Raw genomic sequence first — 15,365 nt, forward strand, 5'->3', positions numbered from 1 at the left:
TTTCTCCTTATCGCATGAGCATCTATGCCCATGACTCAGAGACCGATGTCGACCTTCATGCGGTGACGGTTGCCCTGACCGACAAGGGCCAGTACGTGGTATCCATGGCCCCGCCAGAGATGGAGTTCCCCGAGGAGGACACCGAGGAGGTCAACGTCGCCAACCTGCCCAGCATCTACCGCTCGATCTGGGAGACCGGGCGCAAACATGACCTCTCCGACGAGACCATTACCCGCATCATCGGCATGTTCGCCTACGACCTCGATATGACCAAGCGCATTGCGCCCGGCGATGCCATCGAGATCCTCAAGACGGCGCCCGACGCCGAGGGCAGGCAGGACCTGCTCTATGTGGCCTTAACGCTCGGCAGCACCAAGCGCGAGCTCTACCGCTTCGTCACCCCCGACGGCGTTGCCGACTTCTATGACCCGAGCGGCGAGACCGGCAAGCGCTTCCTGGTGCGCCGGCCGCTCGAGGGCGGTGGCACGCTGCGTTCGCGCTTCGGCTACCGCATCCATCCGATCTTCAAGTCGAGGAAGCTCCATACCGGCGTCGACCTTGCGGCGCGCACCGGCACACCGATCTACGCGGCCGGCGACGGCGTGGTGCAGCTTGTCGGCTGGCAGTCGGGTTACGGCAACAAGATCGAGGTCCAGCACGTCAACGGCTACGAGACCGCCTACGGCCACATGAGCCGCTTCGCCGACGGCATCAAGCCGGGCACGCGCGTGCGTCAGGGCCAGATCATCGGCTATGTCGGCTCGACCGGCTATTCGACCGGCCCGCACCTGCATTTCGAGATCCTGATCAACGGCAACCTCGTCGATCCATTGAGCGTCAAGCTGCCGCGCGAGAACTCGCTGGCTGACCAGTACCGGTCCCAGTTCGGCCAGGTCGTCGCCCAGATCAACGACCTGATGCAGAAAGACCCCGCCCCGGTCGCTGTGGCTGCGAGCGAGTAGTTGGCGGCTGTGCGAGGTGGTTGGGAGTCAAGGGACCCCGATACCCCATCCGTCCCACCCAACGGCTGCCATCGCGGCGCGCGGACCCAACTCTGAACACATCAACGAGCACGAGAAGATCGGCTTGACACCCCCTCTTGTGGGAGAGGGACCGCTTTTCCGTGTCCAGCGGAAAGGCAGGGTGAGGGGGGCGATGCTGCGACATACACGATGCTCGGTAGAGCCCCCTCATCCGGCGCTGCGCGCCACCTTCTCCCACGAGGGGAGAAGGGAAGGAGCGAACCCGCCAGCGCCGGAGCGACACCGAGGATGGAATTCGGAACACCAGCCTCTTACCCCTTCTTCTCCAGCGTCAGCCAGGCGATCACCGCCGAGACGAACGACAGGCCCGCGTTGATATAGGCGATGACCGCGAAGGTTGCGTTGGTGGCGGCAAGCCTTGCTGCCTCCGCCTCCGGCGGCAGCGTGTCCTCCGGCTTTAGCCCGAAGAACATGCCGCTGCCGGCAGCATCGCCGAGGAACCGGTTGAAGGCGAAGGCGGCAACGAACCCCATGGTGGCAACGGCAAGGAGACCGGCGACGCGCGCCACCGCATTGTTGACACCCGAGGCGGTGCCGGTATCGGCGTCCTCGACCGCAGTCATCACCGCCGTCGACAGCGGCGAGACGACGAGCCCCATCCCCACCCCCATCAGCGCAATGAGCGGCAGCACCACTCCCCAGACGTTCTGCAAGGGCGCGGTGAGGCCGAGGCCCGCAAAGGCGAAGCCGACGAGCGTTGCGCCACCGGCAATGAGCGGCGCGGGCCCGAAGCGGTCGGCAAGCGACCCTGCCCAGGAGGAAAGGATGGTGAGTGCGATGCCCAGCGGCAGGAAGGAGATCGACACTTCCGCCGCCGAAACGCCCCAGCCGGCGATCATGGTCATGGGCAAAAAGAACATCACTGCCGAAAGCGCGAAATAGAGCGTCAGGGTCAGCGCATTGGCGCCCGAGAAACCCATATTGGCAAAGAGCCGCAGTGGCAGCATCGGCTCCTTGCTGCGCGATTCCCAGAAAAGGAAGCCGATGAAGACGAGAAGGCCCGTGCCGGCATAGGAGAGGATATGGCTGACGGGCGGCACGCTCTCGCTGCTGCCTCCGGTGAGCCCGAAGGCGATGAGCATCAGTCCGAGGCTGGCAAGAAACGCCCCCGGCAGGTCGAGCGCCCGCGTGCCGGCAGGCTCGTCGGCCGGCACCCGCAGCCAGAGGAGCGCGAGCGCGATGGCACCCAGCGGCAGGTTGATGGCAAAGACCAGCCGCCAGCTCCAGTCGCCGAGCATGGTGAGCACGAACCCGCCGATGACCGGGCCCAAAATGGTGGTCAGCGACGAGGCCGCCGCCCAGATGCCGATAGCCTTGCCCCGCTCGTCCTTGGGATAGGCCTTGGCGATGATGGCGAGGCTGCCCGGCACCATCAGCGCCGCCCCGACCCCCTGCACCGCACGCGCGACGATGAGGCTGAGGGGGGTCGGCGCCACGGCGCAGACGAGGGACGCGGCAACGAAGAGGCCAATGCCGATCCCGAACACGCGCTTGAGGCCGAAGCGGTCGCCTGCCGCCCCGCCGATCAGGATCAGCGAGCCGAGAAACAGCATATAGCTGTTGGAGACCCACTGCGCGTCGGCGAGCGTTGCCGACAGGTCCGCCCGCAGCGCCGGTATGGCGATCGAGAGCACCGAACCGTCGATGAACCCCATCGATGAAGCAAGGATGGCCGCGACCAGCACGTAGCGCCGGCGCTCTCGGGGACAGAATGTGCGCGAGGGTACACCGGTCTCTGCCGCCGGCCCGGCAATCGATTGATCGGTCATGGCGCGACCATAGGCCTGGTCCCTTTGTTTGGATAGATGGCGCGCTCAATCTTTTGCCGCTGCGGGATTTTCGGCCAAAACCGGTTCCCGCTTTAGGCCTCGCTCCAGACCGCCAGCTCATTGCCGCCCGGCTCCCGGAACTCGAACCGCCGCCCGCCCGGGAAGTTGAAAATCGGCTTGGTGACGACCCCACCCGCGTCCTCCACCCGCTTCAGTGCCGCCTCGAGATCGTCGGCCTTGAGGATGACGAGCGGCGCCCGCGCCGGCCCATTGCTCGTCCCGTCGATGCCGCCGTCGATCCCGGCGTCGGCGAAGGCCTGATACTCCGGGCCGTAGTCGTCGAATCCCCAGCCGAAGGCGTTGGCAAAGAACTGTTTGCTGGCCGCGATGTCGGGGCTGGCGAATTCGACGTAGTTGATCCTAAGGTCGCTCATCATCCTTCTCCTCTTGCGTCGTGGTTATCTGGTGGTCGTGACTATCCCCGTTTCGAGCGCATGCCCGGAACCCTGGCGAGATCCTCGCGCGCGGCGAACACGCGATATTCAGGCGTATCGAGGCCATAGAGCGCGATGCGGCCTTCCTCGTCGTGATGGACGCCCCAACCGAAAGTCTTGACCAGCGGCGAAGAGCGCAGGCACGGCTGCCCCTTTGAGAAGAACTTTGCCCGCGCCGCGGGCTTCTCGGCCTCGGCAATGCCATTACGCTCACTAAAAACGGCAAAGATCAGGTCATTGCTGGTCATCGCGTAGGGCGCACCGACGAGCTTTTCATATTGCAGGGTTGCGATGGTGCCGGGCTTCTCCGGCACGCGCGCAACATCGACCGGGCAGTCGGGCGAGACGAGGATGAAGGTGTTGACGTAGTTGGTCGTGTGCATCGGATCAATGTTCTCTATTTGTTCTAAATTAGCGAGATGCTCGATCGAGTCAAGCGCGTAGAGCAACGGATCGAGTGGTGTCTGAATGTCACCCCGACGAATGGGCCCGCCCTTCGTTGGGTGACATTCGGTAGTGGGGCTCGCTGGGTGCTCGACCGCCGCCGATTCCACTCACGCAGGTGTCCCCCGCAAGACCCGTCAAATCCCGCCGAACCGATCGTGCTAGCAACGAGCCGCCAACCACAAGGAGGTCCCTCATGAACGTCGCCAGCTTCTACACCGCCCAGAGCACCTGGACCGATCCCGGGCGGTATGCGCCTCTGTTCGACGCGCTGCCGGACGATATCGCGGTGCTCTGCGCCGTGGTGCGCAACATCACTCTGCACTACCGCGCCGGCCCGCGGGTCGGCTTCGACATCCCCAAGGAGCGGCTCGCCGAGATCGACACCCGCTTTTGTGAACTGATGCTCGAGCGGATCATCGCGCTCGACGCGCGCCCGCTCGCCGAGCCGCGTGCGCCGACCCAACGTGTCATCGGCTGCTGCCGGGACGCTTCACTCCTCCTCTGCTCGATGTTGCGCCACAAGGGTGTTCCGGCGCGCATACGCTATGGCTTTGCGCCATACCTCAGCACCAACCGCTTCAACGGCGACCATGCGGTGGTCGAATATTGGAATGGAACGCGCTGGCTCCTCGCCGATGCCGAACAGGCGGGACCCGAGATCGCGTTCGGGGGCACAGCGTTCAGCCCGCTCGACATACAACGCGGCCCATATCTCACCGCCGGCATGGCCTGGCATCTGGTCCGGAGCGGCCAGGCCAAAGAAGCCGACTTTGGCGTATCGCCCGAACTTCACGGTCTGCCCGAGATCCGGGTGGCGCTGCTCGTCGATATCGCCATGCTGAACAGGTGCGAGACGCTGCTCTGGGATGTGTGGGGGATCGGTGAGATCGAACACCAGAACAGCGCCGACGATCTCGCCCTTCTCGACAGGGCTGCTTCACTCTCCGCCGATACCGACGTCGAGGCCGGTTTCGCCGGGATCAAGGAGATCTTCCTGGACGAGCGGATGCGCGTGCCCCAAACCGTGACCAGCCTGAGCCCGGCCCAGGGGCCGCGCCAGGTTATGCACGCCGTGCTGGACAGCAACGCGGCGTGACAAAAAAGGCCGGTCTGCCGACCGGCCTTTTTCGTTTCGATCGGATTTTTCGCGCTTTAAGCCGCTGCGTCGTGCACCGCTTCGCCCGCGGGCCGCAGCACCAGGCCCTCGTCGCCCGCATCGACCGTGACGGCCGAGCCGTCGGAGATGCGACCCGAGAGGATCTCATCGGCAAGCTTGTCCTGCACTTCACGCTGGATGACCCGCTTGAGGGGACGTGCGCCATAGGCGGGGTCGTACCCTTCATTGGCCAACCACTCGCGTCCACGTGCGGTGAGCGTCAGCTCGATGTCGCGGTCCTCGAGCAGGTGCTTCAGGCGCCCGAACTGGATGTCGACGATATCGCCCATATGCGCCCGGTCGAGCCGGTGGAAGAGCAGGATCTCGTCGATCCGGTTGAGGAATTCGGGCCGGAAGGCGGCCTTGACCATATCGAGCACCTTGCCGCGCGCCAGCTCCACCGGCTCGCCTTCCCTAAGCTCGACCAGGAACTCGGACCCGAGATTGGAGGTGAGGATCACGACGGTGTTGCGGAAGTCGACCGTGCGGCCCTGGCCGTCGGTCAGCCGCCCGTCGTCGAGTACCTGCAAGAGGATGTTGAACACATCCGGATGCGCCTTCTCGATCTCATCGAACAGGATCACCTGGTAGGGCCTGCGACGCACCGCCTCGGTCAGGACACCGCCCTCGTCATAGCCGACATAGCCCGGAGGTGCGCCGATGAGGCGGGCGACCGAATGCTTTTCCATGAACTCGGACATGTCGAGGCGGACCATCGCCGTCTCATCGTCGAACAGGAATTGGGCGAGGGTCTTGGTCAGCTCCGTCTTGCCGACGCCCGTCGGCCCGAGGAACATGAACGAGCCGATCGGCCGGTTCGGGTCCTGCAGGCCCGCGCGGGAACGCCGCACGGCCTTGGAGACGGCGGCCACCGCCTCCGCCTGGCCGACGACGCGTGCGCCAAGGGTTGCTTCCATGTGCATGAGCTTTTCGCGCTCGCCTTCGAGCATGCGGTCGACCGGGATGCCGGTCCAGCGCGAGACGACCTGGGCGATGTGGCTCGGGGTCACCACCTCTTCGACCATCGAAGGCGCATCGGCAGTGCCATCGCCATCGGTGGCTTCGGCAGACTTGATGCGCTTTTCGAGGTCGGGGATGACGCCATAGGCCAGCTCGCCCGCCCGCGCCAGATCTCCCTTGCGCTGCGCGATCTCGAGTTCGCTGCGGGCTTTATCCAGCTCTTCCTTGAGCTTCTGGCTGCCCGAGAGGCGCTCCTTTTCCGAGAGCCACTTGGCCGAGAGCCGCTGGGCTTCCTCCTCGAGCTCGGCAAGGTCGGCTTCGAGCCTGTCGAGCCGCTGCTTGGAAGCGTCATCGGTTTCCTTGCGCAGGGCCTCGCGCTCGATCTTCAGCTGCATGATGCGCCGGTCGAGCTCATCGAGCGCCTCGGGCTTGGAATCGACGGCCATGCGCAACCGCGCCGCCGCCTCGTCCATCAGGTCGATGGCCTTGTCGGGCAGGAAGCGGTCGGTGATGTAGCGGTTGGAAAGCGTTGCCGCCGAGACCAGCGCCGAGTCGGAGATGCGGATGCCGTGATGCAGCTCGTACTTTTCCTTGAGGCCGCGCAGGATCGAGATGGTGTCCTCGACCGTCGGCTCGTCGACGAACACTGGCTGGAACCGGCGGGCGAGCGCGGCGTCCTTCTCGACATGCTTGCGGTATTCGTCGAGTGTCGTTGCGCCCACGCAATGCAGTTCGCCGCGCGCCAGGGCAGGCTTTAGGAGGTTGGAGGCATCCATCGCCCCGTCCGCCTTGCCGGCGCCGACAAGTGTGTGCATCTCGTCGATGAAGAGGATGATCTGGCCTTCGGCCGCGGTGATCTCTGAGAGCACGGCCTTCAGGCGCTCTTCGAACTCGCCGCGATATTTGGCGCCCGCAATCAGCGCGCCCATGTCGAGGGCGAGCAGCGACTTGTTCCTGAGCGATTCCGGCACGTCGCCATTGACGATGCGGATGGCAAGGCCCTCGGCGATGGCGGTCTTGCCGACGCCCGGCTCACCGATCAGCACCGGATTGTTCTTGGTACGGCGCGAGAGCACCTGGATGGTGCGGCGGATCTCCTCGTCGCGCCCGATGACGGGATCGAGCTTGCCGGCGCGTACATCCGCGGTGAGGTCGCGCGCATATTTCTTCAACGCGTCATAGGCGTTCTCGGCTGAAGCGGAATCGGCCGTGCGGCCCTTGCGGATCTCCTCGATCGCCTGGTTGAGCGCCTGCGGCGTCACGCCTGCCGAAGAGAGGATCTTGCCCGCATCGCTGTCTTTTTCGACCGCAAGCGCCAGCAGCAGCCGCTCGACGGTGACGAAGGAATCACCCGCCTTCTGCGCAGCGCTTTCGGCAGTGTCGAAGGCGCGCGCGAGCTCGCGGCTGAGATAGAGCTGGCTGGCACCGCTCCCCGAAACACTCGGCACCTTGGCAAGGCTGGCCTCGGTTTCGGCGCGCACGAGCTTGGGATCACCCCCGGCCCGCTCAATAAGGCCGTTGGCCATGCCTTGGTCGTCGTCGATCAGCACCTTCAAGAGATGCAGGGGCAGGAACTGCTGGTGGCCTTTGCCCAGCGCAATGGTCTGCGCGCTTTGGATGAAGCCGCGCGCGCGCTCGGTGTATTTCTCGATATTCATGCAACTCTCCTGTTTCGCCCGCGGACAGGCCTTCAACAAGCGCCTGATCCCACGTCGGAAGCGTTGGGTCTGAAACGCCCAAAGGTATGGCACGTTTCCGTTTCGATAACGGATATAGGCAGCGCATGAAAAACTAAAAGGCCGGGCGATGCCCGGCCTTGAGGAAAATCAAGTTCAGCCTGCTTTACTCGGCAGGCGTGGTGCCGCCGGCCGTAATGAAAGCGGGCAGTTCACCCACTTCCGGCTGGGGCGCATTGGCAGGATCCGCCCCGTTCTCGCCAGCGGCGGCCCGGCGACGACGCGGCCGCCGCTCGCGCTTGCGCGGCTGGTCGGCATCGCCTTCGCCGGCCGACTGGGCGTCGGCGGTCTCGGCAGGCGCCGCGTCGCTGCTGGCGTCAGCGTTGACGCTGGCGTTCGCACTGGCGTTGGCAGGTGCCGGTTCGGCCTCGCTCTCGGCTTCCTGGCGCTCGGGCACACGCTCGGAGCGGGAGGCGAAGCGGTCGCCCCGATCCTCATCGCCCTCGAAATCGTCGTCGCTGTCCTGGCTGTTGTCGGGCCGGATGTTCTGCGGCTGGGCTGCCATGACGATGCGATAGTAGTGCTCGGCGTGCTGGAGATAGTTCTCAGCCATGACCGAGTCGCCCGAGGACTGGGCGTCGCGCGCCAGTTGCGTATATTTCTCGGCGATGTGGGCGGCGTTGCCACGCACCTTCACGTCCGGACCGTTGCTCTCGTAATTACGCGAAAGCGGATTGGTATGCTTGCGTCCACCGTTGCGGTTGCGCGAGCGGTTCTTGTTTTGGCTGTTGGGTCTCATCTGGTCGCTTTGTAACTCTGAAAAGTAAGCGTCACATCACTGGCGGACAGGCAAATGCCATGTCGGGCCATGGCCGAGCGGCACTCGGCCGCGTATCGGTCGCAGTCTGGCTTCATGAAGACCTAGAACTGTCTGGCGGGACCGCCACTGGCTCCGGATTCATCAAACGCGTGGGCCGGTCTGCGCCGGAGCCGCGCTGCGCCATGCAGCTTCATGATGATCGGGTGGCCATCACCGTGGCGCCCATGATGCGCCGTTGACAGCACCGGCAAACTATATTGTTCGGCTTGGGTTTCCAAGCACAAATTTCGCGTCTGCAGCGATATGCGCTTTCGGGCCTAAACATGGTGCCCCGATACAACACGGTCAAGACCCGCAAGGTCTTTATCTACCGAAACCCCGGAAAAACCCGCTGCATCAAGCAGACCGGCGACCGCAGCCCCCTGCCCCGAGCCGATCTCGACCATCAGCCAGCCGCCGGGCTTGAGGTAACGCGGCGCTTGCTTTGCGATGGTGCGATAGGGATCGAGCCCATCCGGTCCGCCATCGAGCGCCAGGCGGGGATCGTACTCGCGCACCTCAGAGCTGAGGCCGGCGATGGCGTCCGATTCGATATAGGGAGGGTTGGAGACGATGAGGACGAACGGTCCTTCGGTGGCACACCCCCTCCCGGCCTCCCCCATCAAGGGGGAGGTGTTGCCCGGTACATTTGGCAGCATCTCGCCAGAACCACCAGCGTCCCACCTCCCCCTTGATGGGGGAGGCCGGGAGGGGGGTGACTCTCGGTCCGCACTAGTGTCCTGCTCAGTCGCCGCCCCCCTCATCCGCCCTTCGGGCACCTTCTCCCACGAGGGGAGAAGGTGGGAGGAGCCCTCCTCGCACCGAGCCAAGGATTGCCCCCCTTCCCTTCTTCCCTCGTGGGAGAAGGTGGATCGGCCGGAGGCCGAGACGGATGAGGGGGGCGACAGCGCCTCGAACCACGACCCTTGAGCAAACGCGATCCGCTCCGCCACCCCATGCCGCTGCGCGTTCTCGCGCGCCGCCGCCAGTGCCCGCTCGCTAAGGTCCGTTGCGACCGCCGCCACCCCCGGCGCGTTGGCAAGAACCGCGATCGGCAGACATCCGGTGCCGGTTCCGAGATCGAGGATAGTGGCCCCGACGCGGCCCTTAAGGACGGCGAGAGCCTTGTCGACGATCAACTCGGTCTCCGGACGCGGCACCAGCGTTGCCTCGTTGAGGACGAACGAAAGGCCGTAGAACTCCTTCTCGCCGAGGATGCGCGCCACCGGCTCGCGGGCAAGGCGGCGGGCAATGAGCGCATCGAGGGCGGCAACCGCTTCTCCGCCGGCCGTATGACTTTCATGGGTTGCAAGCTCAAGGCGGCTAAGGCCGAAGGCCTTCTCCGCCAACAGCCGCGCATCCAGCGCCGCGCCTCCGATGCCAGCGGCTGCGAGCTTGTCGCGCGCGGCGCGCCAGGATTGCCCAAGGGTTGGGGCGCCGCTCAGTTGCCCGCCTCCATGGCGGCGAGCTGGGCCGCCTGTGCCTCGGTGATCAGGGCCTCGACGATCTCGTCGAGCGCCTCGCCCTCCATCACCTTGTCGAGCTTGTAGAGCGTCAGGTTGATGCGGTGGTCAGTGACGCGTCCCTGCGGAAAATTATAGGTGCGGATGCGCTCGCTGCGGTCACCCGAGCCGACTTGGGCCGAACGCGTCTCGGCCCGCGCCGAATCGCGCGCTTCGCGCTGCTGGTCGTAGAGCCGGGCGCGCAGCACCTGCATGGCGGTCGCCCGGTTCTGGTGCTGGCTCTTCAAGGCCGAGGTCACCACGATGCCGCTTGGCATATGGGTGATGCGCACTGCCGAATCGGTGGTGTTGACGTGCTGGCCGCCCGCCCCCGAGGCGCGCATGGTGTCGATGCGGATGTCTTCGGGCTTGATTTCGATATCGATGTCCTCGACCTCGGGCAGCACCGCAACGGTCGCCGCCGAGGTGTGGATGCGCCCCGATGCCTCGGTCTCTGGCACCCGCTGCACCCGGTGCACGCCGGATTCGAACTTCATGCGCGCATAAACGCCCCTTCCGGTGACGTTGGCGATGACCTCCTTGAAGCCGCCGGCCTCGCCGGGGCTTTCCTCCATGATGGTCACCTTCCAGCCGTGATGGGCCGCATAGCGCTCGTACATGCGAAAGAGGTCGCCGGCGAACAGCGCCGCCTCGTCGCCGCCCGTGCCGCCGCGGATCTCGAGGATGATCGACTTCTCGTCCGCCTCGTCCCTGGGCAGCAGCAGGATGCGGATCTCGCCAGAGAGCGCTTCGATCTTTTCCGTCAGCTCCTCGATCTCGGCCTGCGCCATCTCGCGCAGTTCCGGATCTCCGGAACCGGCGAGCCCACGGGCGTCGTCGAGGTCCCTGACGGCTTTCTTATAGGCGCTGATCGGCGCAACGATCGGCGCGAGCTCGGCATGCTCTTTACTGAGCTTGACGAACTCGTCGGGCGCCGCGCCCCCCGAAAGCGCTGCTTCTACATATTGGAAACGCGTCTCGAGGGCGTCGAGCTTGTCCTGGGGTAGTGAAGCCATGAATCCTGAATGCGCCTTGCAGTACTGGTCGGCCCGCACTTACCCCCCTCGTGCGCCTCTCTGCAAGAGCCTGCGCTCGGGAGCGCGCACGTGCAATCTGAGTGGGGCAGGTCGAGAAGGACGATCGGCGCAGCCAAAACCACCTCCAAATAGGAGGGATGGCGAGATCGGCGACATTTGCCGCCGATCGAGGTCAGTCGCTGCTATTCGACTTCTTCAGCCCGATGCCGGGCCGACCACATGTACCAGCCGAGCACCGCACCGAAGAAGAAGGTGTGGGCGATGAACTGGATCATCGGGTTCGCCTCGGTGAACCAGGGGAACATCGTCGGCGCGATCACGTAGAAGTTGACCAGCCACAGTCCCAGACCATAGGCGCCGCCGACCGAGATATCGACGGCAGGCGATCTGAGGCCACCAAAGACCAGCGCGAACACCGCCCCATAGATGACGGCGAGCACCACATGGACGATGACCCCCGCGAGACCCACACCCAAGAGGTTATAGGTCGGCTCGAGCGCTGCCGGTCCCAAAGCAATGGCACCGATCATGCGCAGCGGCATAAAGAAGGCCTCCGGACCCATCATCGCCGCGCTGGCGATCATCTCGAACGCGGCAAAGACGATGCCGGCAATAATGCCGCCGATCACGCCCTGGGTCAGTGCCCACGGGACTTCGGCGCGGGTGACGGGAACATGTGTTTCATGCAGAACAGCCATGGCGGAATCCTTCCCAACTCCGGTTCTCCATCAAACATTCAAACGGAGAAGCGGACCGCCCGTTCCTGGGGCGGCTTTCACCTTGGCGTGACGTGGTCCCGGTTTATGGGGCTGATCTCACACAGGCAGGTTCTGCCGGTCGATCCAGTCCTTGAGAAGCTCGCGGATCGTCACGCTCTCTGCCCCGTCGCTCATGGCGGCGGCGACCGAGCGCTTGATCGGCTCGAGCTCGAGGTTGAGGATCAGTTCCTTGATCGGCCCGATCGAGGCCGGACCCATGGAGAGCCGGTTCATGCCGATGGCCATCAGCGCCAGGGCTTCGGTCGGCCGGCCGGCGAGCTCCCCGCACATGGTGATCGGCAACCCATAGCGCCTGGCCGCGTCGACGACGAGCTTGATGGCCCGCAGCCGCGGCAAGGCGATCGGGTCGTAGGACGCCGAAACGCGCGGATTCGCCCTGTCGGCAGCGGTCAGGAACTGCACCAGGTCGTTCGAGCCGATCGAGACGAAATCGGCCTCGGGCAGCAGCTGATCGAGCTCGAAGAGCAGCGAAGGCACCTCGACCATGGCGCCGATCTCGAGCTCGACCGGGACCGGGTCGCCGGAGCGCTTCAGGCGTTCGACCTCGCGCCGTATCACGAGCTTGGTCTGCTGGAACTCGAAGGTCTCGGTGACCATGGGCACCAGGATCTTGAGCGGACGGCCGCGCGCGGCCATAAGCAGCGCGCGCACCTGCGTGCGTAGCAGCCCCGGCCGGTCGAGCCCCAAGCGGATGGAGCGATAGCCCATGGCCGGGTTCTCCTCGGCCATCGAGCGCAGATACGGCACCACCTTGTCGCCGCCGATGTCGAGGAGGCGGAAGACGATCGGCCGGTCGCCCGCAAGCCGCATCGCTTCGGCATAGAGATCGATCTGTTCGGCGAGGCGCGGCAGGCGCGACGCGATCATGAACTGCAGCTCGGTGCGGAAGAGTCCGACCCCGGCCGCGCCCGTGTCCTCGAGCATGGGCAGGTCCGCAACCAGCCCGGAATTATGCAGGAGCGTGATGTCGACACCGTCGCGGGTGACCGAAGGCTTGTCCTTGAGGGCCGCGTAATGAGCCCGGCGCCGGGCGCTGATCCGCACCTTGTCGATATAGGTCTGCTCGACATCGGGGGTCGGCCTGATATGCACGGTGCCCGCCGGTCCGTCGACGATGATGTCGTCGCCCGTCTCGCAGATCGAGACGATGGAATCGGCCTGGCCGACCGCCACCAGCCCCAGCGAACGCGCAACGATCGCGACGTGCGAGGTGGTGCCGCCTTCTTCGAGCACGACGCCGCGCAGCTTCGTCCGGTCGTATTCGAGAAGCTCGGCCGGGCCCATGTTGCGGGCAACGATGACGGCATTGTCGGGCAGGTTCCGTCCGATGCCCTGGTGGTCGCCGGTCAGCATCCGCAGCAGCCGGTTGGCGAGGTCGTCGAGGTCGTGCAGGCGCTCGCGGATATAGGGATCGGTCTGGCGGAGCATGCGGGCGCGCGTGTCGTTCTGCACGCGCTCAACGGCGGCCTCGGCCGTCAGCCCGTTCTCGATGGCTTCGGTGAGCCTGTGCACCCAGCCCCGGTCGTGGGCGAACATGCGGTAGGTCTCGAGGATCTCGCGGTGGTCCGTGGAGGACTGCATGTCGCCGTGGTCGAGCATGGCATCGATCCCGACCCGCATCTTCTCGAGCGCAGCATCGAGCCGGAGCTTTTCCTGCTCGACGTCCTCGGCGATGAAATTGGTCACCACCACGCGCGGGTCGTGGAGCACGACCGTACCCAGAGCAATGCCGTCGGTAAGGCTGACGCCTGTGAACATGCGCGGACGCCTGAGGTCGATGTCGGAGCCGGGCTTGATCAGGTTGTCGAAGTCCGAGGTGGCGATCATCTCGGCAAGGATCGTGGCCGTAGTGAGGAGGGCCTCGGTCTCATCCTCGCCGAAATGCCGCCGCTCGGCATTCTGCACCACCAGGACCCCGAGGGTCTGGCCGGCCCGCAGCACCGGCACGCCGAGGAAGGCGTTGTAGCGCTCCTCGCCCGTTTCGGGCCGGTAGGCGAAGCCCGGGTGCGAGGGCGCGTTCTCGAGGCTTAAGGGTTCCGCTTCCGCGGCGATGAGGCCGACAAGTCCTTCGCCGAGCCGCAGCGTGGTCATGTGCACGGCCTCGCGGTCGAGGCCTTTGGTCGCAAAGAGCTCGAGCGCGCCGTCGTCGCGCAGCACGTAGAACGAGCAGACATCCGCCCGCATGTTCTCGGCAATGACGTTGACGATCTTGTCGAGGCGTTCCTGGCTCGCCAAGGGCTCCGCCATGGTCTCGCGCAGTTGCCGCAGCAAGACGCGAGGCCCGCCAATTGTGGTGGCCATTCGTTTCCCGGCGGCCCGAAGCCGCCCCCCGCTTCCCGGGCGCGGCCGCTACCGGCTTTCCGCTCAGGAGTCCTTCTTGTCCAGACCGTAATACGTATGGAGCGCGCGAACCGCAAGCTCGGCATACTCGTCGTCGATGAGAACCGAGGTCCTGATCTCCGACGTGGTGATGAGCTGGATGTTGATGCCCTTGTCGGCCAAGGCCTTGAACATCGAGGACGCAACGCCTGCATGGCTGCGCATGCCGACTCCGATCACCGAGATCTTGGCCCCGCCCTTCGAGCCCGAGAGCCTCTCGAAGGCGATGGTACCGCGCGCCCCTTCTATGGCGCGGATGGCTTTGTCGTATTCGCTGTCGGGCACGGTGAAGGTGATGTCGGTGGTGCCGCCGTCTTCCGAGATGTTCTGGACGATCATATCGACGACGATGTTCTGGTCGGCGAGCGTCCCGAAGACCGAGGCGGCGACCCCCGGCTTGTCCGTAACGCCGCGCAGCGTGATCTTGGCTTCGCCACGCGCCAGCGTGATGCCCGAAACGATCTGCTTTTCCATGATCTCTTCCTCATCGCAAACGAGCGTCCCGGGCACGCCCGGCGTTCCGTCCGGGGCAAGTTGCGGCGCACCCGCATCGTCGAACGTCGAGCGCACGCACAGCCGCACCCCATGGGCCATGGCCATCTCGACCGACCGGATCATCAAGACCTTTGCCCCGAGCGAGGCCATCTCCAGCATCTCCTCGAACGAGACCTTGGATAGCCGCCGGGCACGCGGCACGATACGCGGGTCCGTAGTATAAACGCCGTCGACATCGGTATAGATGTCGCAGCGGTCAGCCCGGACGGCGGCAGCGACCGCCACGGCGCTGGTGTCCGATCCGCCGCGCCCGAGCGTGGTGATGCGCCCGCTCGGCGCAACACCTTGAAACCCGGTGATGACCGGCACCCAGCGGGCCTTCATCCGTTTATCGAGCTCGCTCGGGTCGATCTCGGTGATGCGCGCCGCCCCGTGGGCGTCGTCGGTCTTGATGGGCACCTGCCAGCCGGCGAACGAGCGCGACTCGATGCCCATGTGTGAAAGCACGATCGCCATCAGCCCGGCGGTGACCTGTTCGCCCGAGGCCACGATCGCATCGTACTCGCGCGCGTCATGGAAGGGGGAGGCCTCCTCGACCCACCCGACGAGCTCATTGGTCTTGCCGGCCATGGCCGAAACCACCACCGCCACCTCGTTGCCCGCATCGACCTCGCGTTTGACATGGGCAGCCGCCTGACGGATGCGTTCGACCGTGGCGACGGAAGTGCCGCCGAACTTGACGACTATGCGGGCCATGTAACTCCCCGGC

The 15,365-nt window shown here is 65.3% G+C and carries 12 protein-coding genes (1 of these 12 only partly in view); 2 read left to right on the forward strand and 10 right to left on the reverse strand.

Translation table 11 applies throughout. The features are described from left to right. On the forward strand, positions 1–962 hold the 3' end of the coding sequence (locus QQK18_RS06655; RefSeq protein WP_284339517.1) for a M23 family metallopeptidase. It extends 1,003 nt beyond the left edge of the window; the window shows 962 of its 1,965 coding nt (coding positions 1,004–1,965); its start codon lies beyond the left edge, outside the window; its stop codon occupies positions 960–962. A gap of 332 nt (positions 963–1,294) precedes the next feature. On the opposite strand, the gene QQK18_RS06660 is transcribed toward QQK18_RS06655, so the two are convergent. The 3 genes from QQK18_RS06660 to QQK18_RS06670 form a co-directional block, all read right to left on the reverse strand. Beyond that, positions 1,295–2,812: an MFS transporter gene (locus tag QQK18_RS06660; RefSeq protein WP_284339518.1), complete on the reverse strand. Its 1,518-nt coding sequence runs from the start codon at positions 2,810–2,812 to the stop codon at positions 1,295–1,297. Between the two features lie 92 nt (positions 2,813–2,904). Further along, positions 2,905–3,249, reverse strand: coding sequence for a VOC family protein (locus tag QQK18_RS06665; RefSeq protein ID WP_284339519.1), 345 nt, complete (start codon positions 3,247–3,249; stop codon positions 2,905–2,907). 38 nt (positions 3,250–3,287) lie between these two features. Continuing rightward, a complete protein-coding gene (locus QQK18_RS06670) occupies positions 3,288–3,860 on the reverse strand; it encodes a DUF6157 family protein (RefSeq protein ID WP_284339520.1) in 573 nt (190 codons plus the stop codon). 86 nt (positions 3,861–3,946) lie between these two features. On the opposite strand from QQK18_RS06670, the gene QQK18_RS06675 reads away from it, so the two are divergent. Next, entirely contained in the window at positions 3,947–4,849 is a 903-nt protein-coding gene (locus QQK18_RS06675; protein ID WP_284339521.1) for a transglutaminase-like domain-containing protein, read from the forward strand. Positions 4,850–4,905: 56 nt separating this feature from the next. On the opposite strand, the gene clpB is transcribed toward QQK18_RS06675, so the two are convergent. The 7 genes from clpB to QQK18_RS06710 form a co-directional block, all read right to left on the reverse strand. Beyond that, positions 4,906–7,527 carry an ATP-dependent chaperone ClpB gene (clpB, locus tag QQK18_RS06680; protein WP_284339522.1) on the reverse strand — a complete coding sequence of 874 codons (2,622 nt, stop codon included), beginning with the start codon at positions 7,525–7,527 and terminating at the stop codon, positions 4,906–4,908. Positions 7,528–7,711: 184 nt separating this feature from the next. After that, positions 7,712–8,344 carry a DUF4167 domain-containing protein gene (locus QQK18_RS27385; RefSeq protein WP_348523212.1) on the reverse strand — a complete coding sequence of 211 codons (633 nt, stop codon included), beginning with the start codon at positions 8,342–8,344 and terminating at the stop codon, positions 7,712–7,714. 338 nt (positions 8,345–8,682) lie between these two features. Continuing rightward, entirely contained in the window at positions 8,683–9,849 is a 1,167-nt protein-coding gene (locus QQK18_RS06690; protein WP_284339991.1) for a N5-glutamine methyltransferase family protein, read from the reverse strand. After that, on the reverse strand, positions 9,846–10,922 hold the full coding sequence (gene prfA / locus QQK18_RS06695) for a peptide chain release factor 1 (protein WP_284339523.1): 1,077 nt from the start codon (positions 10,920–10,922) through the stop codon (positions 9,846–9,848). Before prfA ends, QQK18_RS06690 begins: the two co-directional genes overlap by 4 nt. Positions 10,923–11,125: 203 nt before the next feature. Then, positions 11,126–11,641, reverse strand: coding sequence for a hypothetical protein (locus QQK18_RS06700; protein ID WP_284339524.1), 516 nt, complete (start codon positions 11,639–11,641; stop codon positions 11,126–11,128). Between the two features lie 117 nt (positions 11,642–11,758). Next, positions 11,759–14,023 carry a phosphoenolpyruvate--protein phosphotransferase gene (gene ptsP, locus QQK18_RS06705; RefSeq protein ID WP_284339525.1) on the reverse strand — a complete coding sequence of 755 codons (2,265 nt, stop codon included), beginning with the start codon at positions 14,021–14,023 and terminating at the stop codon, positions 11,759–11,761. Between the two features lie 63 nt (positions 14,024–14,086). Next, on the reverse strand, positions 14,087–15,352 hold the full coding sequence (locus QQK18_RS06710) for an aspartate kinase (RefSeq protein WP_284339526.1): 1,266 nt from the start codon (positions 15,350–15,352) through the stop codon (positions 14,087–14,089). Between the last annotated feature and the right edge of the window lie 13 nt (positions 15,353–15,365).

The organism is Devosia nitrariae, assembly GCF_030160115.1.
GTDB lineage: Bacteria > Pseudomonadota > Alphaproteobacteria > Rhizobiales > Devosiaceae > Devosia > Devosia nitrariae.